The sequence below is a fragment of the Bradyrhizobium sp. MI1.4 genome, from assembly GCF_055811315.1.
Genome location: NZ_JBVVPP010000030.1, coordinates 40,377 through 62,819, shown reverse-complemented (window position 1 = coordinate 62,819; position 22,443 = coordinate 40,377). Strand labels below are relative to the sequence as shown.

Here is a 22,443-nt window from a genome sequence, read left to right as displayed (position 1 = left end):
GCACCCAGACCTGCATTGACGCCTTGTCGCACTCCGCTTCACAGGCGGAACCGGACAGGCCTACAAAGGTTCCTATCCGCTAATCGGAGCGATGGGCCGAAGAGGGATGTCCGACATCAATCATCGGGCTAGAATGGCCAGCCCTTCACGGCGATCACGATCGCCGCATCGCCAGCGGCCATCAGCAACAGGACGGCGAGACTGGCGATGATTGCGCCCGGCTGGGCAAGCACGCGCAACTCTCCGAGCATGTGTCGGCTCCAAAAAGCAGCAATGCCGCGATGACCCTGAGGGTTCCTGCGGACACGCCGGGCGTTGACGTGCGAGCGCCGGAACGAAGGCCTGAGATCGCGCGTTCCTGCGACGAATTGAGGGTTCACGTGCCGCGCTATCATTTTGATCTGGTCGACTCCGAGACCGTCGCCGACGAGGGAGGAGCTGAATTGCCCGACGACATCGTGGCGCTGGACGTTGCCGAGGAGATCGCGAAGAGGCTCCTTGCGGAGCGTCCCGAACTCAGGAATCGTCATTTTTCCATCCTGGTCACGAACCAACAGGGTGAGGAGATCGGGAAAGTGCCACTGGATGTCCTGCACTGAAGTCGCGGCCTGACATGGCGTTGAGGATCGGAGTGATCTCGGATACGCACGGCCTTCTCAGACCTGAGGCCGAACGCCGTCTTGCAGGGGTGTCGCATATCCTCCACGCTGGTGATATCGGCGCGCCGGAGGTTCTGGAGAGGCTTTGCCGAATAGCGCCCGTCACCGCCATCAGGGGAAACGTCGATGTCGGCAGTTGGGCGAGGCGCTATCCCGAAACCGAAACAGTGCACCTCGGCGCTCGTTGTTTCTACCTCCTTCACGATCTCAAGGCGCTCGCCATCGACCCCGCGGCAACCGGTGTGAACGTGGTGATATCAGGACATTCGCATCGGGTGCAGGTCAACACGATCAACGGAGTGCTTTTCCTGAATCCTGGAAGCGCCGGTCCGAGGCGATTCAAGCTGCCGATCACGCTGGCAACGCTCGATCTCGATGAGGGCGGCGACCTGCGGCCCACCATCCATGAGCTCGACGCGTGAACGAGGTGCATGCGTAGCAGCTAGTGGGTATTCGACTTTTGCCATCGCTCCAGATCAATCGGGGGACGCTTTGGGTCGATCTGCTCCTTCTCGGGATTTCCCTGCCAAGGCTGGTCCGTCTGCCGGTGGGTTGGCAAATCCGTCTGCTGTCGCGGATCGTCGACCGGTGTTTCTCTCGGGTCGTTTTCAGGCGCTTTCGCTTTCGGCATAACTTGTCCTCTCTGCGATCTGTCGGTGTGGTGGCACGCGATCAACGTACGCCAGCGATCCCGCCATCATCAGCTTCCGGGTGCCGTCCTTCTCCATTTCCCGCGATAGAGCCTGGACCATGAACAAAAAGCCTTTCGTATGAACTGCGGGGTCAACACGGGCAGGAATCGTTCGTTCCTACGGGCATGCATCAGCATCGATCAGGAACGACCGCCGCCCCATCTCATTGCCAGCGCATGAGGTCGCGAGACCGAAACAAGGAGCATGCAATGTCCAAAATGCCCCCCATACCGCCAGAGCAGCGCAGCGACAAGGGACCCGGATCTGATCCCAGGATCGAGACGGATGAAAGAGTCCCCGGCCGCGAGAACTTCGACACCCAGGGTCGTCACGGCAACATCAAGCAGAACACGACAAACCAAGGCTACCAGCAGGACCGATGAATGCCACACAAGAACTCAGACAGTGAACGCTTCGGTGGTCCGGGCTCCTCGCGGCAGGATCGCAAGCACCCCGAAAAGGAAGGTCGCGAGCATGAGCGCCCTGCGCCCGGAACGGCTACCAACGACCGCAAATCACACGTCTCGGGAGGCGGTGGTGAGCGCGATCAACATCACACGCACGACGATCGTGAGAGGAGCTGAGCAATGGCTAAGACAACTTCGAGCTTGATGCTGATCGCGTTCCTGGCGACCGCGTCGATAGGGGCCGCCTCGGCGCAGAGTGGCGGTGGCGGCGGTTCGGGAGGATCGGGCGGAGCAAGCGCGAGCAGCACGAGCGGCGGCACCGGCGGTGCCACAAGCCCTGGGTCGGCAGGCCTTGGGTCTGCAGGAGCTACAAACCAGGCGGGCGGTGCATCGCCCAGCCTGGGCAATCCAGGCGATGCGGCCGCGGCTTCGCGTGGCACGACGGCTACCGGCACGAACACCGCTGGAACGGCCCAATCGAGCGGTGGCGGGCCGCGAGGATCGACCACCGTCGGGCGGGCCGGCAATCCCGCAGGGGGGACCAGCAGCGGACGGATTGACGGAACTGCGACACCCGGTCCGTCGATGCCGGGCGACGCCGAAATACGCTCGGAGAACTCTCAGGATTCCCACGTCGATCGAAAGATCAAGAGCATCTGCAAAGGCTGTTAGATCGGCGATCAGGACGCCGGGTTTTCCGGCGTCCAATCAAGGTCGTCCTCGCTTCGAGGTTCGGGGTCGGGCGAGCAGGGCTTGATCTTCAGGTCATCCTCGAGCCTGGGCTGACCCCCGCCGCTTTCGACCAGACCGGCGTCTTCGGCCTTTTTCAGGGTTTCCTCTTTGGTTGAAAACGTCCGGCTCAGTTTTTCGCCGTCCTTGAACAGGGCATACGCCATATTGGCTCCTCGCGATTGGAATCATCGAAGACTTTGACGTGGGCGGACACACACGGCCACCGTCGCCCCTTTGTCGCTTGGTGAAGCTCTAGCCGACTTCCCTGAGATTGCTCAGGATCGCCAGGTGACGCTGAATGATCGGCGGCGACATCTATGCGACCTGCTGTTCGCCGGGGTGCCATCTGATCGCAAATACGACGTGGAATCTCCAATGTTGGATTCACAAGACGCTGCGACCGTTTCGAACGTTCCTATCGCCGCCGTAAGCAGCCGGGCGATGCTCCACCTGATGTCGGCATCCTGGCACGAGCCCGCAGGTTAACGCAGGTTATTGGCACGGGAAGTGCGTCATGATCATAGGAACGGCAGCACTGAGGACGGTTTGTCCATCATCCAGATGCCGACCGGCGCACGAGCAAAATCATGCAACACAGAAATTCACGCAGCTTTCCGATTTCCGCGGGCGTCCTTCTCGGGCTTGGTCTGGGCGGGTTTTTTGACGGCATCGTGTTTCATCAGCTGCTGCAATGGCATCATATGTTAAGCGGCTGGTATCCGCTCAACTCCATCGACAACGTCAAGCTCAACACGACCTGGGACGGCATCTTCCACAGCGCGGCCTATGTTGTTGTGCTCCTCGGCCTGTATGTGCTGTGGCAACGGGCGCGCGGGTCTGACATCCACTGGTCGCGCGGCCAGTGTCTCGGCGCGGTGTTGCTCGGTTGGGGCATCTTCAATCTGGTTGAAGGCGTGGTTGACCATGAGGTCTTCAAGCTGCACCAGGTGAATGAGACCGTGCCTCACGAGCAGCGCATCTTCTGGGACATCGGCTTCCTGCTATGGGGTGCGGCCATGTTGGTCATCGGCGCCGCCATGACACGCGCCGGCACGCAAGGGAGGGTCCATGCGGAAAGCAGTCTACAGCCTCGCTAGAGAGACCCCGCCAGCTCTGGTCTATGCCATTTTTATATTGCTGCTGATGCTCGCTACAGCACCGGCCTTTCGCATCGTGCTGTTGGGTGTGTCGCTGGATGATCTTCTGCAACTACGCTGCTTCAATCCCGGCTGATGCGCGGTTATCACGCCTCATGTCTTCCCGGAGGTAACATGGTCGAGTTCAGGCTTCCGAAACACTCCCGCGTCGAAAAGGGAAGGATCTGGCCCAAGCCGGACAGCAAATCGTTGCGCGAATTCCAGGTCTATCGCTGGAATCCCGACGACGGACGCAATCCCCGGCTCGACACCTACTTCGTCGATATGAGCGATTGCGGGCCCATGGTTCTGGATGGTCTGATCTGGATCAAGAACAACATCGACTCCACGCTGACATTCAGGCGGTCCTGCCGCGAAGGCGTGTGCGGCTCCTGCTCGATGAATGTCGCCGGCCAGAACACGCTCGCCTGCACCAAGTCCATGAGCGAGGACGTTCCGAACGGCGAGCCGCTGCGCGTGCTGCCCTTGCCGCATCAGCCAGTGGTCAAGGACCTCGTTCCCGACCTGACGAATTTCTACGCACAGCTCGCATTGATCGAACCTTGGCTGCAAACCGTGTCACCCACACCACCGAAGGAATGGCGACAGAGCCATGAGGATCGGGCCAAGCTCGACGGGCTCTACGAGTGCATCCTCTGCGCCTGCTGCTCGACATCCTGTCCAAGCTACTGGTGGAATTCCGAGCGTTTCCTCGGCCCAGCGGCCCTGATCCAGGCGGCCCGCTGGGTCAATGATAGTCGCGACGAGGCGACGGGCGAGCGCCTCGACAAGCTCGAAGACCCCTTCAGGATTTATCGCTGTCACACCATCCTCAACTGCGCGAAGGCGTGTCCCAAGGGCTTGAATCCGGGCGAAGCCATTTCCGGATTGCGCCTCAAGATGGTCGAACGGAAGTTCTGATCGGGGACGGACACTCGCGCATAAAGGAACGATGGCTGCGGGGTAGGCTTATCGACCAAACTGGAGGCGCCTGATGGGCAAGAAACAATTCGCCGCGTTGCCGTTCATGCTGAACAATTCCGAATTGCGCGTGATGCTGATCACGACCAGGCGCAAGCGCAGGTGGAGTGTCCCGAAGGGATCGCCGATGCGCAAGACGGAGCCGCACCGTACGGCTGCGCTCGAGGCGTACGAGGAGGCCGGTCTCGTCGGCGTCACCGCAAAGCGCGCGCTGGGCTCCTTCAAGCATCGCAAGCGGAAGGGTGATCGCAAGCGGACCATGAACGTTGCCGTCTTTCCCATGAGGGTCCACGGGCAGGAGCGCTGGTGGCCGGAAAAGGGAGAGCGTGAAGCAATCTGGGTCTCGCCGAAGACGGCGGGCCGTCTGGTGCACAAGGCGCAGCTTCGTCGTCTAATCGCCCGCTTCGCGGCGCAGACGGAGAAGACCGCCCCCTCACCGCTGAGCGATGGCATGGCTCTAGGAACCCGCGTCTCGTCCAGTTATTCAAGGTAGATGAACCAGCAACCGACCGGACTCGCATTCGAGGAGCGACCGCCTCATGAGGTCTTGGCCGCGGCGATCAAGCGACGCTGCGCGATCCTGTTCGTCGGCGCCGGCGTCTCGATGGCTGTCGGCCTGCCGTCCTGGCAATCTCTGATCGACCATCTGCTGGATGACCTTGGACTTGAGCGCGACGTGATCGCTGGGATGCACGGCGGCTATCAGATGCTGGCGGAGTACTACCGGCTGAAGCGCGGCGGAATCGGCCCGCTCCGCAGCTGGCTCGACCGCAACTGGCGCGTCGACCCGGACAGGATCGCGGCCTCACGGCTCCACCGGCTGATCGTGGAGCTCGATTTTCCGACCATTTACACCACGAACTACGACCGCAACCTCGAGACGGCCTTCGAGGTCCTGGAAAAGCCCTATGCCAAGATCAGCAACGCAAAGGACATTGCAAGCGCCCGTTCCGGCGTCACGCACATCATCAAATTTCATGGCGACTTCGACGACGATGCCTCGCTCGTCTTGACCGAGACCGACTTCCTCAACCGGCTCGCGTTCGACTCGCCACTCGATATCCGGTTTCGCGCCGATGCCTTGGGCAGCACGCTGCTTTTCATCGGATACAGCATGTCCGATCCCAACATTCGGCTCCTGCTGCATCGGATTTGGCAGAGTTGGGATGAGTCCGGGCACCGCCAGGACCGACCGAGGTCCTTCGCGTTCGTCACGCAGCGCAATCCGGTGCAGGAAGCTGTATTGGCGAACTGGGGCATCACCACCATAGCGCCGCCTGACGGCGTCAGCCCAGATGATGGTGTCAGCCAGTTTTTGCTGGACATCCGCCGGCGTATCGAGCGAGAGAGCTAAAGCGGTCCCTGGCGCGCCTTGAGCGTTTGCTCTGCTGCCGCGGGGCCGCTCGGCTCAGCGGCGGGATCGGTCAGAAGGAGGATCGATGACCAGTCCGCACCTGGGCCGGTCACCGATATCCCCTATATCGCCGTGCATAGGCATAGCGAGGATTGACGCCGCAATAGGCGTGCGTTCCCGATGCAGTCGCCATGCACTGAGCGTAACTGGCGAACTGGCAGTTGCCCGGATAGCCCCAGACGCGGCCCTGAAGGCAGTAGCGGTCTTGTGCGACGGCCGCCGTTGGGGAGCCGAGGCCCGTCACGAGCGCGAGAGAGGCGGCGGCCAGGAGCAATCGATGCTTCATGGAAATCTCCATTTCAACATTGAACGTGCCTCGTGAAGCGGCGTTCCAAGTGCAACGTTTACCGACTCCTCTAATTGCGACCTGAACGCGATGCGGCCCCGGCGAGGAGAGGATCTCACCGAGGCCGCTCTCATGCGCGCAACAGCAAGGGCGCGCTTTGGAGGATTGCTAACCGCGAACCGCTAGCGACGCGGCGTGGCGCCGTTGGACGGTGGGGTCGTTTCGTTGCGCATGCCGGAAGGACTGGAAGCACCTTGTCCGCCCCGCTCGACATGGGTGATGCCGCCGCCGCCGCCGGTTCCGCCTGAGCCGCCATCTCCAGCTCCAGCACCGCCTGCGCCTGCGCCTGCGCCGCCAGCCCCGGCACCAGCGCCCGCGCCGCCGCCAGCGCCGCCTCCGGCCCCACCACCGGCGCCGCCTGCGCCACCACCGGCGCCACCGCCAGCACCTTGCGCGAACGCTGCGCCGACTGAAGCGCCTGCAAGCATTGCTGCCGTAAAGATCGTCAGGATTGTCTTACGCATCTGTCTTCTCCTTGAGGTTTCGATGTCGGATCAATCATGTGAAGCATCCACCGTTCCTAGCCGTGCAGCGTGATCAAGCTCTGTCGTCGACGACTCCGCGTCGATATTGCGAAGGCACGGCAACTTCGTCGAACCGTTGGGCGAGAGCATCGAGAGCCGCGCGCATCTGCGGCCCCTGCATGGCCGCGCCGTGCCCCGTGACGACGATCTCCGGAGCGAGTGCGGCAAGTGCGCGCACCGATGTCTTGGCGCTTCCCCAATCGGGGGTGAAATACATCGGGGGCCCGTGCATCTCCGGCGTTTGCGTCACTGCGGCGTAGACGGATTCCTGCCGCGTCGTGATGAAGGCATCGCCGGCAATCAGCACGCGGTCGCGTTCGCGCCAGAGCGAGATATGCCCTGGGGTATGGCCGGGGGTATGGATCCACTGCCATTCCGGCATGAAGGGCACGCTGTGATCACAGGGAAGATCATAAAGGCGCGATGCGACATCCACCGGCTTTGTCGGGAAGAGCGGAGAGAGCCGAGCGAGCAGCCCGCCACCGACGCTGGGATCGGCCGACGGATAGGATTGGCTTCCGTCCAGATAGGGATGCTCGGCCGCATGGGCATAAACCGGCACGTGCCATTCATTCCCTAGCGTTTCGAGCACGCCGACGTGATCGAAGTGCCCATGCGTCATGACAATGCAGGAAGGCCGGCCGTTTCCTCCAAACCGGGCTTTCGCGGCGGAGCGGATGGCGCCAGCCGATCCGGGAATGCCGGCGTCCACCAGCACCCAATTGCCGTCGCCGGCGTTTTCGAGGCCAACGAAAATGACGTTGACGATCGCGAGCTGACGATAGGCGACGTCAGCGACGATCTGCCGCGTGTTGTCATTGCGGTCGAGGTCGGATTGCGCGTGCTCCGCGTCGGCGGAAGAGGGAAGCGGGATCTGCGTCATGTCCATTCAAGTCCGAGTTGGTCAGCTCACTAGCGCTCGATTGTGCCGATCCGCCGGATCTTCCTCTGAAGCAGCATCACGCCGTACAGCAGCGCCTCCGCGGTCGGCGGGCAGCCGGGCACGTAGATGTCGACCGGCACGACACGATCGCAGCCGCGCACGACCGAATACGAATAGTGGTAGTAACCACCGCCATTCGCGCACGACCCCATCGAGATGACGTAGCGTGGCTCGGGCATCTGGTCGTAGATCTTGCGAAACGCCGGCGCCATCTTGTTGGTGAGCGTGCCCGCGACGATGATCACATCCGACTGGCGCGGCGATGCGCGCGGCGCGAAGCCGAAGCGTTCGGCGTCGTAACGCGGCATCGACATCTGCATCATTTCGACCGCGCAGCAGGCGAGCCCGAACGTCATCCACATCAGCGACCCGGTTCGCGCCCAGGTGATCAGCTCCTCCGCGCTCGCCGTGAAGAAGCCCTTGTCCGCAAGATCGTCGCGGATCGTCATGAAGAACGGATCGGAAGTGTTGTCGGGCCGTCCCTCGCCCGGCCGGCCAAGTCCGGGCCGGCCAAGTCCAGGCCGGCCAAGCGAAGCGCCTGAGCTGCCGACGTGCGGAGAGCTGTCTGTCATTCTTGTCCCTAAGCGCTGCGGCCGTTTGGCGATGCGACCACACGTTCGGGAAAACAGTCATTTGCATGCCGCGTTCCTGCGGCGGTAGCGGGATTTGTGTTCTGTTATCGCAGGTTAGCTTCGGGTCCGGCGGCCGGAACCCAGCGTCGGCGTCACGGATCACTCTAGGAACGATCCACCGAAACTGCGGTTGGCGGCGACAAGGCCGGTGAAATGGAGAACATGAAATGACGAACGCAGCCCGCGATACATTCGTGGTTGGATTACGCAATGCGCATGCGATGGAAGTGCAGGCGCGAGAGTTGATGGAACGTCAGTCGGAACGATTGGACGAATATCCCGAGGTCAAGGCCAAGGTTGCCGCCCACCTTCAGGAAACCAACGAGCAGCTGAAGCGGCTGGAGAGATGCCTGGAAGCCTGCGGGGAGAGCACCTCCAGCCTCAAGGATACGACGCAATCCATGATGGCGAACATGCAAGCCATGGCACACTCTGTCGCCGGCGACGAGATTCTCAAGAACACATTCGCCAACAATGCCTTCGAGAATTTCGAGATTGCTGCATACAAGTCTTTGCTCGCCCTCTGCGGCGCCGCTGGGTTCGCGGAGGCCAAGGAGCCTCTTGAGACGTCGCTGAAGGAGGAGCAGCGCATGGCCGCCTGGATCGACTCGAACGTCGAGAAGGTGACAATGGAATATCTGGCGCATCAGCGCCAGGCGGCCTGATCGCACTCCACACCCACCACGGCGAGACCGGCGGCTTCGGCCGCCGAGTCCGCCTGCGGTCTCATATCGGCTCGCAGGACCGGAACCCTCTTATCCACGTTTGGCTGTAATGGCGCACATCATTTTCAGCGACTACCGTAGTCCCGCTGCCGAACAGGCCTATGAGATCGCGTGGGACTTTCTGGCCCGCAGCGGGGCGATCCACGATGAGTTCGAGGCGTGCGTGTTTCTGGCCCAGCGCATCACCATGATGGTCGAGGAAGGCCAGGAAAACCGGATCCGGATGGCCAATCGCGCGATCTCCGAATACCAGTACCATCTCGAGAACTTCTGCAAGCCGGCCCGTGGCGCGGCTGCTTCACGGGCTTGAGAGTTCGCGCGGGTTCCGCGCGTTCCTCGGCTCGTTCTGCCGTTTACTGCCCATCGGCGATCGTTAGCTGTCCGCGTGCCCCGGTACGTCCGCTCCTGCGCGGTGCAATGGCCGGAACAAGTGCCGGCGCTTCCCCGGCCATGCGCATGGCGAAATAGGCGATCGTCGCCTTGAGACCGTCTTTGAGCGCCACGCGCGGGCGCCATCCCAGCGCGCGAACGGCTGTGTCGATCACTGGTTTGCGGCGCTTTGGATCGTCCTTCGGCAACTCCTCGAATCGGAGCGGCGAGATTGACTCCGTATACGCCAGCACGTCGCGCGCAATAGCCTCGATGGCGACCTCGTGGGGATTGCCCAGATTGCACGGACCAGTAATCGAGGATGGACTCTCCATGAGCAGCTGGAGGCCGCGCACGAGATCGTCGACGAAGCAGAAGCTCCTGGTCTGCGTACCACCTCCATAGATCGTGATCGGCTCTCCGCGAAGCGCCTGCACGATGAAGTTGGAGACCACGCGTCCGTCATTCTCCAGCATACGGGGTCCGTAGGTGTTGAAGATGCGCGCGACCTTGATTTCGACGCCGTACATGCGATGGTAATCGAACATCAGCGTTTCCGCAGCCCGCTTGCCCTCGTCGTAGCAGGCCCGGGGCCCGATCGGATTGACGTTGCCGAGATAGGTTTCCGGCTGGGGATGCACTTCGGGATCGCCGTAGACCTCGCTGGTCGATGCCTGCAGCACCCGGGCGCCTTTCCGTTGCGCGAGCTCCAGCATGTTGATGGTGCCGAGCACGCAGGTCTTCATCGTGCCGACTGGATCCTTCTGGTAATGCCTGGGTGAGGCTGGGCAGGCAAGGCTGTAGATCCGGTCGATGTCGCCCTCGATCTCGATGGGATCGCGCACGTCGTGTTCGATGAAGCGAAAATTCGGATGATTGAGCAGCGGGCGGATGTTGTCGATCCTTCCCGTAAACAGGTTGTCGAGGCAGATCACGGTGTGGCCGCGCTGCAAAAGCGCGTCGCAGAGATGGGATCCGATGAAGCCGGCGCCGCCGGCCACCAGAACGGTGGGAGAGCGGCGGGACGCGTTGATGCGGGTCTGAAGTGTCATGGTGCTGCCTTTCAGATTTGAGCGACCTGCATGGGACGCGAGGCGGGAAGTTGCGGGGCTTTCCGGCGGCGGCGGACCGACGCCTCGGCGTAGTAGGTCTCGACTTGCCGGGCGCGATGGTCGGAGGTGTGGTCAGCCAGAACGCGGCGCCGTGCGTTTTCCGCGATCGTGCGCCTTTGCTCCTCGGGCATGTCGCGCAGGATCTCCACGACGTCGCGGGGGCTCGATGCGAGCAGGATTTCCCGGGAGGGCTCGAAGACGGTCTCGATTCCAGGCCACCGGTCCGAGATGAGGGGCGTGCCGCACGCGGCCGCTTCGAACAGCCGAACGCTGGGCGAGAAGCCGAGCGCGCGCATGTCGGCGCGGGTGGCGTTTAGCGTAAAGCGTTGCTCTGCGTAAAATCCCGGATGATGTTTGGGCGTGAGGTGCTCGATCCGGGCGACATTGGCGGGCCAGACCACCTCATCGGGATATTGCGCGCCGGCGACGACGAATTGCTCGCGTGAGAGAGTGCGAGCAGGGGCGAGCAGCAGCTGCTCCAGAACCGGCTGCCGGTCCTCGCTGTAGGTTCCGAGATAGCCAAGTGCCCATTTCTTCTCCGCGCGTTGCGGCGCGTAGATGTCGGTGTCGGCACTGCAATACAGCACCCGAGCCAGCGGACTGCCATAGTTCTCCTCGATCATGCCGGGCACCGGGCCGCCGGCAAAGGACAGGTAAAGGTCGAAGCGCGGGATCATCGCCGCGGACAGATAGTCCAGGCCCTGCTCGAGCTTCGCAAGCGTGACAGGCGTGTCGATGTCGTAGAAGGCAGTAATCCCCCGGGCGTGGGTCGTGATCCATTCGGAGATCGCGATGCCGTCGGGCACGTAGGAGCCGATGACCACCAGATCGGCATCCCGGATCATCTTTCCGAAACGCTGCGGGATGTCCTTCAAGGATTGGTAAAGCTCGACAGTCCAACCGGAAGGCTTGGCAAGATCACGATGCTCGCGATACCAGGGAACGTCGCGTTCCAGAAACGTGACGTGGTGACCTCGTCGTGCCAGGGCTTCGATCAGGGCGCGATAGGTCGTGGCATGACCGTTGCCCCAGGACGAAGTAACCGAAAGACCGACGACGACGATGGTGAGGTTCATTCTGCTGCCTCGATTCGCGAACTGCTTGCGGCAAAGAGATCGTTGAACTGGCGGGCGCGCTGCCGGTAGGTGTGATGGCTCAGAATGCGCGCACGAGCGCGCGCTGCGATCGCCTGAGCCCGCTCGGGGCGCAGTGCGGCAAGATGCTCTGCGACCTCCGCCCCGCTCGCGGCCACCAGCACCTCGCGATCTGGCTCGAGAAAATGATCAATGCCGTCCCACTGGTCGGTGATCAGGCAGGCTCCGGCACCGATGGCCTCGAACACGCGCGTTGGCGGCGAGAAGCCGTAGCGCGCCATGCTGTCGCGATTGACGTTCAGCGTAGCCAGACCGGAGCCGAAGAACGCGTTGTGGTCGCCGGTCCCGACATGCCCGACCTTATGCAGATTGGATGGCGTGTCTTTGGAGTCCCACCCCGATCCACCGAGCACGAACGTTTTGTCGGGCAATTGGCGCGCGACGTCGAGAAAGAACCGCTCGACGCGCTGCTCGCGGTCCGGGAGGCGGTTTGCCAGCAAGCTCAGATCGCACGTGAAGTGCGGATTGGGCGGCGCCGGAAAGTGCGTGGCGGGGTCGAGCGCATTGTAGATCGGCACGCAGTCTCGCGCGCCGATGCCGCGATAAGCGGATACGACAGCATCGCCGCCGCCATAGGTCAAAACCATGTCGTAGGATCGGATCACATGGCGCAGATGATGGTCTGGATTGTCCGTCACGGACTCCAGCGTCGCGGGGGCATCGACGTCCCAGTAGATGCGCATTGCATTCGACGGAATGTCGGCGACCGCGTTCTCCAGCTCCCGATCGAAGACGCCGACGCCGCTGGCTTTGACCAGCATGTCGGTCGAGCGGGCGGCTTCCTCAAGCGAGCTACGCCAGCCCTCGGGCGTCGCGGCGTAGACCACCACCTTCGCCCAGTCGGGATCGTCGATGTCGCGATGGGCCTGGCGCTCGAAGGCATCGGGCTCGAAGAATGTGACGTCGTGGCCGAGGGCCGCAATCTCCTTCAGCATGCCGCGGTAATAGGTGGCGGCACCGTTCCAGTAGGATGAGACGAGGCTGGATCCGAAGAAGCAGATCTTCATGCGGAGGCTCCGATGTATCGCAGGGGCTGTGTCGCTTGGCTTGAAGCCCTGAGGTCCTGCACGATGCCGACAAGCTGCTCCGCCCGGTGACGGCAGGTGTGACGCTCCTTGATCGCTCGGAGTCCAGTCTCCACCGTGGCTGACCATAATTCCCGGTCATCGAGGAGCGCACGAAGCGCCCGCTTCATTGCGGTGCCGTCGGAGGCGCTGAGATAGGCACCTTCCGGGAACAGGCCTTCCGCGTCCGACCAGGGGGCCGAGACCAGTGGAATGCCGCACGCCATCGCCTCGAAGATGCGAATGGTCGGAATGCCCGGTAGCAAGCGGACATAGGGACCGCGGGGGACGTGGACAGTCGCGCGTGCGCCGGCGAAAGCGATGGGAGCCCAGTGTGCGGGCAGCCAGCCGCCGTACCGAATGCCCCCCGCCTGAATGGTCGCGAGGGCTGCGTCCGAATAGCGGACGCCATAGACGCCCGCGCGCAGCTTCAGCTCGGCCACGGGTTCGACCAGAAATTCGTTGAGCTCGGCGCTGCGTTCGCCGTCGCCCCAATTGCCGATCCAGACGACATCGTCGGTGCGCTCGATATGCGGCAGCGGATGATACAGGGCGATGTCGGCCGCCTCGTGCCAGGTGAAGGCTCGGTCCGCCCAGCCGAGCTTCATATATATTTGGCGAAGGACCTCGCCGAAGGCGAGCACACCGTCGAAGCCGTCGAGGTCGAACTGCGCGAGTTCGTCCGGTGCGCTGACGGCGCGATGATGGGTGTCGTGGAACAGCAACGTGAAGGGCGCGCCGTGAGCCCGTCTCGATCCGATGTCTGCGATCAGATCAGGCGAATTCCATTCGTGGACGATGACGAGATCGGCGCCGTGCAATGCCTCATCGAGATCAAGGGAGGCGCCGTAGCGGCGGATGCCGATGCCGGGAAACAGCGTTGGAATATCCTCCATCGTCTGACTGCCACCCTCGCGGATCGCATTCAATCGGCTCCAGCCGTCGATCGGCTCGAACACGACGACCTCGTGACCGAGCGCGTGAAGTTCGCGGGCATAACCGCGCACGAAATGGGCATTGCCGTTGTTCCAGCAGGAGGTGAACGCGTGATAGAATAGAACGCATTTCATGCGCGTACCTCCATGGGGGCAGGCGCGTGATGGACGGCAAGCAGCTCCTCGTAGAGGCTGAGATAGGCGCTCGTGGTTCGGGTCAGCGAGTAGGTCAGGGAATGCTCAAAGGCGGCACGTTGCAGCCTCACCCGCTCGCGATCGTCGGTGCACAGACCTGCGAGCGCTCGATGCAGCGCCTTGCTGTCGGTGGGATCGACGAAGAGCGCGGCCCCGCTCCACAATTCCCTGAAAGTCGGAATGTTGGACAGGACGAGAGCGCATCCCGCCGCCGCGGCTTCCAGAACGGAGAGGCCGAACGGCTCATAGAGCGCGGGGCTGGCGAAGATGGCGGCCTGCCGCAAATGCGCGCGCATGACTTCGTGAGGCAAATGCCCGAGCCAGGTGACGGAAGCCGAAGGGCACTCATCCGCCGGGCCCGCGACCTGAACGGGCCAGTCCAGCCCAGGCGCTGCAGCCGCCAGGACCTCGATGTTCTTGGCGCGGTCCCAGATCCGGCCCGCCGCAAAGATCACGTCTTGCTTCCGTCCCGCAAAGCCCTGAGGGCCAATTCCATTCCAGATCACGATGCCGCGCGAGCGAGGCCGATAAATTTCCGCAATGTCATCGTGGAAGGACTGGCTGGGACAAACCCAGGCCTGTGCCGTGTCGAGTGCGGCCGTCACCCGTTCGGTGTAGCGGCGCCATTTCGGTTCGCCGAGCCAGCTCGTATCGCGGCAGGCGAGCCCCCAGGAGTTGACGCAGGAATGCGCGACGACCACCACCGGAGCGCGCCAGGCGAAGGCCGCCTCGCGAAAACTGTTGAGGTGAATGACGTCAGGCCGGATTCCGGCTTCGAGCTTCGCAAGGACGCGCCTGGCCTGGGCCAGATCTTGTCCTTCCGGGTCCTGCCATTCGAGCGCAAGGTCCGTTTCGATCAGGCGGACCCGCGAGCCACGCAGCATCTCAAGCTGGCCGGCCCGCGCGCGCGGACCCATCATCACCAGGGTGACGTCGGCGCCCTTCGCAGCAAGGGACGAAGCAAGTGAGGACGAGTAGGTCCAGACGCCTCCGACAGTATCGGTCGTCATCAGGATTCTGAGCTGCGAGCTGCGGCTCATGATGCCACCTGCAGTTCGAGAGCCTCGAGCGGGACCGGGCGATCGTTCTGCACGTCGCTGAACTGGTCGAACATCGCGAGATAGTGCCGGTGTGCGCGCTCCCAGGCGAAATCGTCAGGCTCGCCCCACAGCTTTCGATAATCCGGCGACCCGGGATAGGGATACAGCGGGACCGGATCGTTGGCCCAGATGCCGGCATCCTGCATGGTGCGGCGCCAGCGCTGCACGATGGGGTCATCGTCCTCGGGGACTTCGATCAAATTGGCCTGGACGAAAGGAACGTGACGGCGCGCTTCGACCAGCCGTTCGGCAAGCTGGTCGGTCGTCATCTTGCAGTTCTTGGCGAGCGCGGCGCGACCCTCGACGGTGAGGCTTTCGATGCCGGCTTCAATCGAGACGCAGCCGGCGCGGCCGAGCAGAGCCAGCATGTCCGGCTTCCAAAGGTCGATGCGGGTCTGCACCCCGAACTTCAGTCCGCGTGTGGTCAGCCCTTCCAGCAGCTCCGCGTTCGGAAGGAAAATCTCGTCGATGAAATAGACATATTCGATGCCTTGACGGCGCAGACCGTCGATCTCTTCGAGAACGATAAGGGGGGGCCGCTTGCGGTAGGCGTTGCGAAAGTTCTCCTTGGCGCAGAACGTGCAGCTGTACGGACATCCCCTGGATGATTCGACCTCGGCGCCTGGCGCCTGCGGCTCGGCTTCGAAGCGGTGATGGTGATGGTGGTGTCGCCGGATCATCTCCTCCGGCCAGTCGAGCGGCGGCTGATCCATGAACGCGACGGCCTGCGGGCCGCCATTGACGCGGAGCGATGCGCCATCGGCAAAGCACAAGCCCGGAAAGTCCCGTTCGCCATTGGCTAGACGCAGCAAGGTCGCCTCGCACTCGCCCATCACGACGATGTCGGTGCCGAGCTTTCGAAGCGCCGCCCTTGGCACGGTCGAGCCATGGGGGCCCACCGCGATGAGGATCGGAGCCAAGTCGCGCACCGCCATCGCAAGCTCCTGCGGAACGCGGAGCTCGGGAGGGGCGCAGCGCCAGAACAGATAGGTCGGCGCTGTCGTGATGACGATCTGGTCGGGGCCGAACGCGCGCAGCTCGGCTTCGATCTCGGTGAGAGAAAGGTCAAACATGTGGGCGTCGAGCAGCAGCGTCTTGTGCCCGGCCGCCTTCAGGTAGTGCTCGGAGATCCCCAGTTCGAGCGGAAGGTGAGGCGATCGGCAGCCAAAATAGATGCTGCCGCCAAAGTCCCAGTTTGGGTTGATGAGGGCAACACGCGTCATGCGAGCGCCTCGCGGTTGTCTTGTGACGATCCGAACCGGCCGTCCAGCCAGGTGTGAAGGGATCGGAGTCCATCTGCGAATGAAATCTGAGGTGCCCAGCCGAGCGCGCTGGAGAGCGCGCGCGTGTCGGTCACGTACCAGGGCTGATCGCCGGGCCTCCAATCGGCAAAGCGATAGGCCACCTTGCGGCCGGTCAGATCGGTGATGCGGTCGATCAATTCCAGCAGACTGATCGCGTTGGCCGGACCACCGCCGAGATTGAATACGCGCCCACGGGCGAGCGCGATGCCATCGAGCACGGCGAGCCAGGCCGCGGCCGCGTCGGAGACGTGAAGCGCATCGCGGACCTGATGGCCGTCGCCATAGATCGTCAGCTCTTTGCTGCGGATAGCGCTGAGCAGGAAATGCGCGATCCAACCCTGATCCTCGGTGCCGAATTGACGGGGCCCGTAGATGCAGCTCATGCGCATTACCACGGTCTGGAGGCCGTAGACCCGCGCATAGTCGTGGACGTATTGATCCGCCGTTCCCTTGGAGCATCCATAGGGGCTGTAAAAGTCGAGCGGCGCATTTTCCGAGATGCCGGCCGCCAGCAGGCCGCTTGTCGGCGTGTAGCGGCGGCCGGTGAGCGCGATGTCGCCATCATCGATCAGGCGTCCGTAGACCTTGTTGGTCGAGGCGAACACGATCGGTGCGGCGTTGTTGTGGAGGCGCACGGCTTCGAGCACGTTCAATGTGCCACGCGCATTGATCTCGAAATCGGCGGCCGGATCGCTCACGCTGTCGGTGACGGCGACCTGGGCGGCCAAGTGCAGCACGGCGCGGGCTTCGCGTACGGCGTCGATCACCGGGATCGGCTCGCGAATGTCGGCCACGGTGATTGTGACCCGGTCGCCATGCCGGGACTTCAGCCACTGCGCATTCTCCCGCACGCCGGCGCGGGCGAGGTTATCCAGGATCAGCACCGGCTCGCCGCGCTCCGCGAGGCGGTCGGCGAGGTTGCAGCCGATAAACCCGCAGCCGCCGGTGATCAGGACGGGTCTGTTGTCTCGTTCACTCATCACGCGACCAATCCTCGTTGCTGCAGCTCCTTGGTGGCTCGCTCCGCCTGATCGTCGGCGATCTGGTCGGCGAGATATTCCGCCAGCTCTTCGAGCCCGTCCCTGAATGCGACGCGAGGCTCGAAGCCGAGCACGTCGCGGGATTTTCCCATGTCGGCGAAGCAGTGCCGGATGTCCCCGGCGCGATATTTCCGCGTCAGCTCGGGCGCAATGTCGCGGCGCCCCATGACTTCGGCCAGATCCTCCGCGACCGACAAGATGGTGCGACTCTGACCAGAGCCGACGTTGAAGACGTCCTGCGCATGCTCCGCCTCCAGCGCCATCCGGCAGGCGCGGGCGACGTCGTGGACATGGACGAAGTCGCGGCGCTGCCGGCCATCCTCGAACACGAGGGGAGGACGGCCGTTGAGCAGCCGGGCGGCGAAGATGGCCAGTACGCCGGTATACGGATTGGACAGGGCCTGACGTGGCCCGAACGCATTGAAGAAGCGTAGCGCCACCGTCGGAATGCCATACGCCTTGCCTGTGATCAGGCACATGCGCTCCTGCGCATATTTGTTGAGCGCATAGATCGAGCTCAGCGAAGGCTGCTTTGTCTCCGGCGTAGGGACGGGATCGAGCGGGTTGCCAGCGGCATCGCGCAGCTCCCAATCGCCGCGGCGAAGCTGCTCGACAGCCCGCTCCTCGCAGGCGACCACGCTCTGATCGGCGCTCCGGTAAAGGCCCTCGCCGTAAATACTCATGGACGAGGCCACCACGAGCCGCGCGACCGGGCGCTTGGATAGTGCCTGCAACAGCACGGCGGTACCGAGCTCGTTGGTTCTGACGTAGGGTTCGATGTCATACATGCTCTGGCCGACGCCGACCGCTGATGCGAGATGCAGGACCATGTCGGTGCCGCGCAACGCATGATCGACCGCGAGAGCGTCGGTGACGTCACCGACGACGAGCTCCGCGTCTTTGGCAAGATAGGCGGGACGCTGGCGGTTGCCTCCGTGGACCTGCGGCGAGAGATTGTCGAGCAGGCGGACTTCGTAGCCGGCCGCGAGCAGCTCGTCCGCTGCATGCGATCCGATGAATCCCGCACCTCCAGTGATCAATACTCGCGTCATTCACCGCTCCGTGCCGCCGTAAGATCGATCCTGCGGGATCAATCCGTGATGAGAATGAAAGCGCGCTGCTGTTCTGGTCGAGCGACCGGCGCGCCAGTCACATTTGGAAGTAGAAGCGGTGCAAGGAATGTTCGTTCCTGCGAAACCTACAAACGAAAATTTCTCTAACCTGGATCAATAACCCAGGTGAATCTGCGCGGTGCAGCAGGCTAAAAATACACGCCGTGACCCGGTGCCTGCAGCTCGAGATGGCTCGCGACCGTCGCGCCGATGTCCGCAAATCCGGCGCGCTTGCCGATCGGAGAAGTTAACCGCGCGCTCCACGCCAAAACCGGCACTTGTTCCCGCGTGTGATCGGTACCGCTCCAGGTCGGATCGCAACCATGATCAGCCGTGATGATCAGGAGATCATCCTCGCGCAGGCGGTTCAAAAGATCCGGAACTCGCGCATCGAAGGCTTCGAGCGCCGCTGCATAGCCTGCCACATCTCGGCGATGGCCGTACAGCGTGTCGAAATCGATGAAATTGGCGAACAACATCCCGCCCTCCGCGAGAGAGGCCAGCCCATCATACGTGGCATCGAACAGCGCTTGGTTGCCATCGCCGCGCAGGTTCCTCCCGGTGCCGCGATGGGCGAAGATGTCGTCGATCTTGCCGATCGTTACGATGTCACGGCCTGCGCTCTCGGCAAGATCGAGGATCGTTCGCTCCGGCGGGGGGACGGAGAAGTCCTTCCTGTGCGCTGTTCGCTTGAAGTCACCTGCCGACGTCCCGATGAAGGGGCGTGCGATGACGCGCCCGATGTTGAGGGGGTCGACCAGTCGGCGTGCAACACGGCAGACCTCATAGAGGCGTTCGAGACCGAACGTCTCCTCGTGCGCTGCGATCTGAAACACGCTGTCGGCCGACGTATAGCAGATCGGTTCGCCCGTTCTGATGTGACGCTCGCCGAATTCGGCGATGATCTCCGTGCCGGAGGCGTGACAGTTCCCGAGGATGCCGGGCACTCGAGCCTGTTCGCACAGGCTCTCCGTCAGGTCGCGCGCGAAGCATGGCTTGGTTCTTGGAAAATAGCCCCAGTCGAATGGCACCGGCACGCCGGCGATCTCCCAATGGCCCGAGGGCGTGTCCTTGCCTTTGGAGATCTCGCTCGCGCAGCCAAATCGCGCATGCTCAGTTGGGCCATCGAGCCCCGGCGGCACGCGCCCGGTGGCGAGACGGCAAGCCTGGCCAAGGCCGAGCGCAACCAGATTGGGAAGCTGAAGCGGCCCCTCCCGGTGCGGTCCGTCGGCATTGCCGGCCATGCACATCTCGGCAATGTGGCCGACGGTATCGGCACCCTCGTCGCCGTAATTGATGGCATCGGGCGCGGCGCCGATCCCGACGGAGTCCATCACCAGGATCACGGCGCGCATGTCGGCTCCGAGATGGCCGGGCGCGAAGACGCTGCGGACGGCGCGAGCCCGGTTTTCGCGCAATAGCGTTCGACCATCTGCGCGCAGAACTCGGCGAACTCGTTCACGTCGAGCGGCGGGCTGGTGTGATGAGGCTCGATACCCCGATGTTCCGGGGTGAAGCAGAAGGTCACCGTGACCTGAAACTCGGCCAGCGCGTCCATCTGCCGATCGAACCAGTCGAGCGCATTGGGACGGAAGCTGTCGGCCCAGGACAGGCCAGTCCTGAGATGCTGCACGCCCAGCCGGCGCATCCAGCGCACGGCGTCGTCGAGGCGGTGGTCCTCGAAGTGAAACCACTGGCACAGGCCCATCGCAGGTGCATATTGGGCGAACAGGTCCGCCGAGGCTTTCGGCGTTCCGTCCTCGCGTAGCAGGCCCATGTGAAAATGCCTGTAGTAGGATGAACCTTCAGCCTCCTTGTGCCGGGTCGTGGCCTCCCAACTCGAAGGCAGATCGTAGAGGCTGTACCAGTGAATGCGCGGAGCGCGGCCGATCAACAACTCCGCCGTTCGGGTCAGGCCCCAAGCCTGCACCTCCTCGGCGCCGAAAGACGAGACTCCCACCTCCGTGACCCAAACAGGCAGCGGGGTGACGGCCTTGATCTCGTCGATCTTGGCCGGCCATTCCGCGATCTGCCACAGGTTCCAGTCCAGCGGAAAGCCGTGCACGGCCACGGCATCGACATGATCGAGTACGCCGCGCGCCTGCATGTTGCGCAGGAAGGACGGATCGATCGGCGATATGCCGCCAAGCACACGTGGGAGTGTGGGATGCGCGCTGCGGATCGCCTTTCCGGCAGCGAGCGACAGGCTCGCGAACATGGTCCAATCCGGATCGATCAGGATGTCCCAGTGCGACTTGTTGTTGGGCTCGTTCCAGATCTTGGCGGCTTCGATCATCGGCCAGTCTCCCGCGACGGATAAACCGGACCTTCCGCCTGCGGCCTTGTCACCCGTTTGCAGAGATAGACTTCCTCTTCCGGATGCGCCGCGATCGCAAAGCCGGCGCTGCGCAGCATGGCTTCGGCGCAGGCGCGGTTCGGCACCCACCAATTGGTGGGGTCGTCGGCATATTTGTTCTCGATGAAGTGCAGCTTTGGATAGCCCGGGGAATCGAACTGATCGGTGGTCCAGAAGTCATAGTTCTTGTCGAGGGAATCCACGCGGCTGTCGCCGCGCTGCATCGACTGGAACAGCAGGAGATCGCCAGCCACGTGCTCGTGGATCAGGTCGAGTGCCAGCAGAGGGTGCCGCAGGTGGTAGAGCACGCCCATGAAGATCACGAGATCGAATTTTTCGCGCAGCTGGCCGACATCATAGGCTGACATCTTGCGGAATTCGATCCTGAGCCCGTTCACCTCGGCCGCGAAGCGGGCTTGCGCGAGATATTCGTCGTCGGTGTCCAGGCCGAGGACGCGCTCGGCGCCGCGCCGCTTCATCTCCATGGCGTAGAAACCGGCATTGCAGCCGATATCGAGCACGGTCTTGCCTTCGAGGCGGTCCGGAATGATCCCGGAAAAGCGGCGCCATTTCACGTTGGGATAGTCGCCGAGAAAGTGTGAAGGCGCTGTCGGCACGCCGTTCAGGTCCAGATTGTGAAACCATGGCCCGAGCGCATCGACGCGCTGGCGGATTTCCTCGCGGGAGAGGGCGCCTCTGCTCATGCGGTCACTCCATTGTTCATTGCGGAGGCAGGGCGGATTGCCTCCGGCGAACCGCCGGCCAGCAGTCGAGAGCGTCCGTTCCCGGCGGAGCTTTCCGCGAGCAACGCCATTGCCGTCCGGTAGCCATCGATGGTGCCGACGTCGACATAGGATTCGCCGGCCTTGACGCCGAGACCCTGGCCGCCGCCCGCGATGTAGGCATTGACGAGCGTCCCGAAATATTCATCGCGGCGGTCGCGCTTCGTCCACAACGACTGAAGCTCGCGAAATCCGTGGCCGGACATCTTGAAGGCGCCCCATATCCATTTCGACACCGCATCCGGCTGCTTGACCTGGATCTCCGTGACGCGATCGCCGTCGAGCACGACGGCATCGAAGAACTCGGGATGTTCGACCGGAAACAGCAGAAACGACAGATCGGCGGCCGGCAACGCCTGCAGGGCCGCCTTTGGGAACCATACGGTATCCGGAAGGCCGACCAGGACGTCTTCGTCGTGGCCAACGACCGTGCCCGCCCTGAAGACGGCATCGCACAGCCCCGACGCATCGGGCTGCACGACATAGGCGAGCTGGGCGCTGCCATAATGATCGCCGAAATATTCGAGGATGTCCGATTTGCCGGGGGAGATCACGAAGCAAATCTTGTCGGCGCCCCCAAGGATCAGCCGCTCCAGCAGATATTCGGAGACGGCGCACGGACGGTCGATGCCGTCGTCCCGTTGGCTTCCGACCGGAAGCAACTCCTTGGAGAAGGCGAGCGGCTGGATGCGGCTGCCGCGGCCCGCGGCCGGAACGATGCCCCACATG

The 22,443-nt window shown here is 63.0% G+C and carries 29 protein-coding genes; 10 read left to right on the top strand and 19 right to left on the bottom strand.

From position 1 onward, the window contains the following. Window positions 1-128 precede the first annotated feature (128 nt). Complete coding sequence (locus AC0L23_RS26455; RefSeq protein WP_018460395.1) at window positions 129-251, bottom strand: hypothetical protein; 123 nt, start codon at window positions 249-251, stop codon at window positions 129-131. Between the two features lie 30 nt (window positions 252-281). Here AC0L23_RS26455 and AC0L23_RS26450 point away from each other — a divergent pair, with 30 nt between their 5' ends. Both AC0L23_RS26450 and AC0L23_RS26445 read left to right on the top strand, forming a co-directional pair. Further along, entirely contained in the window at window positions 282-599 is a 318-nt protein-coding gene (locus AC0L23_RS26450; RefSeq protein ID WP_231190486.1) for a DUF6894 family protein, read from the top strand. Window positions 600-613: 14 nt separating this feature from the next. Next, entirely contained in the window at window positions 614-1,081 is a 468-nt protein-coding gene (locus tag AC0L23_RS26445; RefSeq protein WP_377829632.1) for a metallophosphoesterase family protein, read from the top strand. Between the two features lie 20 nt (window positions 1,082-1,101). Here the strand turns inward: AC0L23_RS26445 and AC0L23_RS26440 are convergent, their stop codons facing one another. After that, on the bottom strand, window positions 1,102-1,290 hold the full coding sequence (locus AC0L23_RS26440) for a hypothetical protein (protein WP_083926604.1): 189 nt from the start codon (window positions 1,288-1,290) through the stop codon (window positions 1,102-1,104). Window positions 1,291-1,560: 270 nt separating this feature from the next. Between AC0L23_RS26440 and AC0L23_RS26435 the strand changes: the two genes are divergently transcribed. Continuing rightward, window positions 1,561-1,734, top strand: a complete 174-nt coding sequence (locus AC0L23_RS26435) for a hypothetical protein (protein ID WP_204511971.1) — start codon at window positions 1,561-1,563, stop codon at window positions 1,732-1,734. A 704-nt stretch (window positions 1,735-2,438) separates the two neighbouring features. Here the strand turns inward: AC0L23_RS26435 and AC0L23_RS26430 are convergent. Next, window positions 2,439-2,654, bottom strand: coding sequence for a hypothetical protein (locus tag AC0L23_RS26430; RefSeq protein WP_018460391.1), 216 nt, complete (start codon window positions 2,652-2,654; stop codon window positions 2,439-2,441). A 423-nt stretch (window positions 2,655-3,077) separates the two neighbouring features. Here AC0L23_RS26430 and AC0L23_RS26425 point away from each other — a divergent pair, with 423 nt between their 5' ends. The 5 genes from AC0L23_RS26425 (at window position 3,078) to AC0L23_RS26405 (ending at window position 5,961) form a co-directional block, all read left to right on the top strand. Continuing rightward, on the top strand, window positions 3,078-3,587 hold the full coding sequence (locus AC0L23_RS26425) for a DUF2243 domain-containing protein (RefSeq protein WP_204511969.1): 510 nt from the start codon (window positions 3,078-3,080) through the stop codon (window positions 3,585-3,587). Next, window positions 3,559-3,723 (top strand): hypothetical protein, encoded by a 165-nt coding sequence (locus AC0L23_RS26420; protein WP_204511968.1) that lies wholly within the window; start codon window positions 3,559-3,561, stop codon window positions 3,721-3,723. The genes AC0L23_RS26425 and AC0L23_RS26420 overlap by 29 nt, the downstream gene beginning before the upstream one ends. Before the next feature lie 38 nt (window positions 3,724-3,761). Continuing rightward, entirely contained in the window at window positions 3,762-4,547 is a 786-nt protein-coding gene (locus tag AC0L23_RS26415) for a succinate dehydrogenase iron-sulfur subunit (RefSeq protein ID WP_018460386.1), read from the top strand. Between the two features lie 73 nt (window positions 4,548-4,620). Next, complete coding sequence (locus tag AC0L23_RS26410) at window positions 4,621-5,100, top strand: NUDIX hydrolase (protein ID WP_473357523.1); 480 nt, start codon at window positions 4,621-4,623, stop codon at window positions 5,098-5,100. Continuing rightward, a complete protein-coding gene (locus AC0L23_RS26405; RefSeq protein WP_085383999.1) occupies window positions 5,101-5,961 on the top strand; it encodes an SIR2 family NAD-dependent protein deacylase in 861 nt (286 codons plus the stop codon). Between the two features lie 109 nt (window positions 5,962-6,070). On the opposite strand, the gene AC0L23_RS26400 is transcribed toward AC0L23_RS26405, so the two are convergent. From AC0L23_RS26400 to AC0L23_RS26385, 4 genes are all read right to left on the bottom strand, one after another. Then, window positions 6,071-6,307, bottom strand: a complete 237-nt coding sequence (locus AC0L23_RS26400) for a DUF3551 domain-containing protein (RefSeq protein WP_083926601.1) — start codon at window positions 6,305-6,307, stop codon at window positions 6,071-6,073. A 182-nt stretch (window positions 6,308-6,489) separates the two neighbouring features. After that, window positions 6,490-6,831 (bottom strand): hypothetical protein, encoded by a 342-nt coding sequence (locus AC0L23_RS26395; protein WP_247473888.1) that lies wholly within the window; start codon window positions 6,829-6,831, stop codon window positions 6,490-6,492. Between the two features lie 73 nt (window positions 6,832-6,904). Next, the gene (locus AC0L23_RS26390) at window positions 6,905-7,774 is read right to left on the bottom strand and encodes an MBL fold metallo-hydrolase (RefSeq protein WP_166517552.1); all 870 of its coding nucleotides are present in this window, start codon (window positions 7,772-7,774) and stop codon (window positions 6,905-6,907) included. 29 nt (window positions 7,775-7,803) lie between these two features. After that, complete coding sequence (locus AC0L23_RS26385; RefSeq protein WP_085348967.1) at window positions 7,804-8,406, bottom strand: NuoB/complex I 20 kDa subunit family protein; 603 nt, start codon at window positions 8,404-8,406, stop codon at window positions 7,804-7,806. Between the two features lie 227 nt (window positions 8,407-8,633). On the opposite strand from AC0L23_RS26385, the gene AC0L23_RS26380 reads away from it, so the two are divergent. Both AC0L23_RS26380 and AC0L23_RS26375 read left to right on the top strand, forming a co-directional pair. Next, window positions 8,634-9,131, top strand: a complete 498-nt coding sequence (locus tag AC0L23_RS26380; protein ID WP_026234016.1) for a ferritin-like domain-containing protein — start codon at window positions 8,634-8,636, stop codon at window positions 9,129-9,131. Window positions 9,132-9,240: 109 nt separating this feature from the next. Beyond that, window positions 9,241-9,501 (top strand): hypothetical protein, encoded by a 261-nt coding sequence (locus AC0L23_RS26375; RefSeq protein ID WP_085348969.1) that lies wholly within the window; start codon window positions 9,241-9,243, stop codon window positions 9,499-9,501. 43 nt (window positions 9,502-9,544) lie between these two features. Here the strand turns inward: AC0L23_RS26375 and AC0L23_RS26370 are convergent, their stop codons facing one another. From AC0L23_RS26370 to AC0L23_RS26315, 12 genes are all read right to left on the bottom strand, one after another. Further along, complete coding sequence (locus AC0L23_RS26370) at window positions 9,545-10,612, bottom strand: UDP-glucuronic acid decarboxylase family protein (protein ID WP_085360990.1); 1,068 nt, start codon at window positions 10,610-10,612, stop codon at window positions 9,545-9,547. An 11-nt stretch (window positions 10,613-10,623) separates the two neighbouring features. After that, on the bottom strand, window positions 10,624-11,748 hold the full coding sequence (locus tag AC0L23_RS26365; protein WP_085360992.1) for a CgeB family protein: 1,125 nt from the start codon (window positions 11,746-11,748) through the stop codon (window positions 10,624-10,626). Next, window positions 11,745-12,833, bottom strand: a complete 1,089-nt coding sequence (locus AC0L23_RS26360; RefSeq protein WP_085364612.1) for a CgeB family protein — start codon at window positions 12,831-12,833, stop codon at window positions 11,745-11,747. The genes AC0L23_RS26365 and AC0L23_RS26360 overlap by 4 nt, the downstream gene beginning before the upstream one ends. Next, window positions 12,830-13,960 carry a CgeB family protein gene (locus tag AC0L23_RS26355; RefSeq protein WP_473357522.1) on the bottom strand — a complete coding sequence of 377 codons (1,131 nt, stop codon included), beginning with the start codon at window positions 13,958-13,960 and terminating at the stop codon, window positions 12,830-12,832. The genes AC0L23_RS26360 and AC0L23_RS26355 overlap by 4 nt, the downstream gene beginning before the upstream one ends. Beyond that, on the bottom strand, window positions 13,957-15,060 hold the full coding sequence (locus AC0L23_RS26350) for a glycosyltransferase family 4 protein (protein WP_085360995.1): 1,104 nt from the start codon (window positions 15,058-15,060) through the stop codon (window positions 13,957-13,959). Before AC0L23_RS26350 ends, AC0L23_RS26355 begins: the two co-directional genes overlap by 4 nt. Further along, the gene (locus AC0L23_RS26345; RefSeq protein WP_085384000.1) at window positions 15,057-16,343 is read right to left on the bottom strand and encodes a TIGR04295 family B12-binding domain-containing radical SAM protein; all 1,287 of its coding nucleotides are present in this window, start codon (window positions 16,341-16,343) and stop codon (window positions 15,057-15,059) included. Before AC0L23_RS26345 ends, AC0L23_RS26350 begins: the two co-directional genes overlap by 4 nt. Further along, the gene (locus AC0L23_RS26340; RefSeq protein ID WP_085360999.1) at window positions 16,340-17,404 is read right to left on the bottom strand and encodes a GDP-mannose 4,6-dehydratase; all 1,065 of its coding nucleotides are present in this window, start codon (window positions 17,402-17,404) and stop codon (window positions 16,340-16,342) included. Before AC0L23_RS26340 ends, AC0L23_RS26345 begins: the two co-directional genes overlap by 4 nt. Beyond that, on the bottom strand, window positions 17,404-18,516 hold the full coding sequence (locus AC0L23_RS26335) for an NAD-dependent epimerase/dehydratase family protein (protein ID WP_085361001.1): 1,113 nt from the start codon (window positions 18,514-18,516) through the stop codon (window positions 17,404-17,406). The genes AC0L23_RS26340 and AC0L23_RS26335 overlap by 1 nt, the downstream gene beginning before the upstream one ends. A gap of 209 nt (window positions 18,517-18,725) precedes the next feature. Next, on the bottom strand, window positions 18,726-19,931 hold the full coding sequence (locus tag AC0L23_RS26330) for a phosphopentomutase (RefSeq protein ID WP_085349003.1): 1,206 nt from the start codon (window positions 19,929-19,931) through the stop codon (window positions 18,726-18,728). After that, on the bottom strand, window positions 19,919-20,872 hold the full coding sequence (locus AC0L23_RS26325; protein ID WP_085348978.1) for a glycoside hydrolase 5 family protein: 954 nt from the start codon (window positions 20,870-20,872) through the stop codon (window positions 19,919-19,921). Before AC0L23_RS26325 ends, AC0L23_RS26330 begins: the two co-directional genes overlap by 13 nt. After that, entirely contained in the window at window positions 20,869-21,636 is a 768-nt protein-coding gene (locus tag AC0L23_RS26320) for a TIGR04290 family methyltransferase (RefSeq protein WP_085348979.1), read from the bottom strand. Before AC0L23_RS26320 ends, AC0L23_RS26325 begins: the two co-directional genes overlap by 4 nt. Next, the gene (locus AC0L23_RS26315) at window positions 21,633-22,442 is read right to left on the bottom strand and encodes a nucleotidyltransferase family protein (protein ID WP_377791658.1); all 810 of its coding nucleotides are present in this window, start codon (window positions 22,440-22,442) and stop codon (window positions 21,633-21,635) included. Before AC0L23_RS26315 ends, AC0L23_RS26320 begins: the two co-directional genes overlap by 4 nt. Window position 22,443: the final 1 nt, after the last annotated feature.

What these genes read in the sequence shown, in the direction of transcription:
- AC0L23_RS26375 (WP_085348969.1), top strand. Translation starts at nt 9,241, where the DNA reads ATGGCGCACATCATTTTCAGCGACTACCGTAGTCCCGCTGCCGAACAG.
- AC0L23_RS26440 (WP_083926604.1), bottom strand. Translation starts at nt 1,290, where the DNA reads ATGCCGAAAGCGAAAGCGCCTGAAAACGACCCGAGAGAAACACCGGTC.
- AC0L23_RS26395 (WP_247473888.1), bottom strand. Translation starts at nt 6,831, where the DNA reads ATGCGTAAGACAATCCTGACGATCTTTACGGCAGCAATGCTTGCAGGC.
- AC0L23_RS26420 (WP_204511968.1), top strand. Translation starts at nt 3,559, where the DNA reads ATGCGGAAAGCAGTCTACAGCCTCGCTAGAGAGACCCCGCCAGCTCTG.
- AC0L23_RS26390 (WP_166517552.1), bottom strand. Translation starts at nt 7,774, where the DNA reads ATGACGCAGATCCCGCTTCCCTCTTCCGCCGACGCGGAGCACGCGCAA.
- AC0L23_RS26355 (WP_473357522.1), bottom strand. Translation starts at nt 13,960, where the DNA reads ATGAAATGCGTTCTATTCTATCACGCGTTCACCTCCTGCTGGAACAAC.
- AC0L23_RS26315 (WP_377791658.1), bottom strand. Translation starts at nt 22,442, where the DNA reads ATGTGGGGCATCGTTCCGGCCGCGGGCCGCGGCAGCCGCATCCAGCCG.
- AC0L23_RS26350 (WP_085360995.1), bottom strand. Translation starts at nt 15,060, where the DNA reads ATGAGCCGCAGCTCGCAGCTCAGAATCCTGATGACGACCGATACTGTC.
- AC0L23_RS26320 (WP_085348979.1), bottom strand. Translation starts at nt 21,636, where the DNA reads ATGAGCAGAGGCGCCCTCTCCCGCGAGGAAATCCGCCAGCGCGTCGAT.
- AC0L23_RS26405 (WP_085383999.1), top strand. Translation starts at nt 5,101, where the DNA reads ATGAACCAGCAACCGACCGGACTCGCATTCGAGGAGCGACCGCCTCAT.
- AC0L23_RS26430 (WP_018460391.1), bottom strand. Translation starts at nt 2,654, where the DNA reads ATGGCGTATGCCCTGTTCAAGGACGGCGAAAAACTGAGCCGGACGTTT.
- AC0L23_RS26365 (WP_085360992.1), bottom strand. Translation starts at nt 11,748, where the DNA reads ATGAACCTCACCATCGTCGTCGTCGGTCTTTCGGTTACTTCGTCCTGG.
- AC0L23_RS26345 (WP_085384000.1), bottom strand. Translation starts at nt 16,343, where the DNA reads ATGACGCGTGTTGCCCTCATCAACCCAAACTGGGACTTTGGCGGCAGC.
- AC0L23_RS26335 (WP_085361001.1), bottom strand. Translation starts at nt 18,516, where the DNA reads ATGACGCGAGTATTGATCACTGGAGGTGCGGGATTCATCGGATCGCAT.
- AC0L23_RS26435 (WP_204511971.1), top strand. Translation starts at nt 1,561, where the DNA reads ATGTCCAAAATGCCCCCCATACCGCCAGAGCAGCGCAGCGACAAGGGA.
- AC0L23_RS26340 (WP_085360999.1), bottom strand. Translation starts at nt 17,404, where the DNA reads ATGAGTGAACGAGACAACAGACCCGTCCTGATCACCGGCGGCTGCGGG.
- AC0L23_RS26360 (WP_085364612.1), bottom strand. Translation starts at nt 12,833, where the DNA reads ATGAAGATCTGCTTCTTCGGATCCAGCCTCGTCTCATCCTACTGGAAC.
- AC0L23_RS26450 (WP_231190486.1), top strand. Translation starts at nt 282, where the DNA reads ATGACCCTGAGGGTTCCTGCGGACACGCCGGGCGTTGACGTGCGAGCG.
- AC0L23_RS26330 (WP_085349003.1), bottom strand. Translation starts at nt 19,931, where the DNA reads ATGCGCGCCGTGATCCTGGTGATGGACTCCGTCGGGATCGGCGCCGCG.
- AC0L23_RS26370 (WP_085360990.1), bottom strand. Translation starts at nt 10,612, where the DNA reads ATGACACTTCAGACCCGCATCAACGCGTCCCGCCGCTCTCCCACCGTT.
- AC0L23_RS26385 (WP_085348967.1), bottom strand. Translation starts at nt 8,406, where the DNA reads ATGACAGACAGCTCTCCGCACGTCGGCAGCTCAGGCGCTTCGCTTGGC.
- AC0L23_RS26325 (WP_085348978.1), bottom strand. Translation starts at nt 20,872, where the DNA reads ATGATCGAAGCCGCCAAGATCTGGAACGAGCCCAACAACAAGTCGCAC.
- AC0L23_RS26380 (WP_026234016.1), top strand. Translation starts at nt 8,634, where the DNA reads ATGACGAACGCAGCCCGCGATACATTCGTGGTTGGATTACGCAATGCG.
- AC0L23_RS26415 (WP_018460386.1), top strand. Translation starts at nt 3,762, where the DNA reads ATGGTCGAGTTCAGGCTTCCGAAACACTCCCGCGTCGAAAAGGGAAGG.
- AC0L23_RS26455 (WP_018460395.1), bottom strand. Translation starts at nt 251, where the DNA reads ATGCTCGGAGAGTTGCGCGTGCTTGCCCAGCCGGGCGCAATCATCGCC.
- AC0L23_RS26410 (WP_473357523.1), top strand. Translation starts at nt 4,621, where the DNA reads ATGGGCAAGAAACAATTCGCCGCGTTGCCGTTCATGCTGAACAATTCC.
- AC0L23_RS26400 (WP_083926601.1), bottom strand. Translation starts at nt 6,307, where the DNA reads ATGAAGCATCGATTGCTCCTGGCCGCCGCCTCTCTCGCGCTCGTGACG.
- AC0L23_RS26445 (WP_377829632.1), top strand. Translation starts at nt 614, where the DNA reads ATGGCGTTGAGGATCGGAGTGATCTCGGATACGCACGGCCTTCTCAGA.
- AC0L23_RS26425 (WP_204511969.1), top strand. Translation starts at nt 3,078, where the DNA reads ATGCAACACAGAAATTCACGCAGCTTTCCGATTTCCGCGGGCGTCCTT.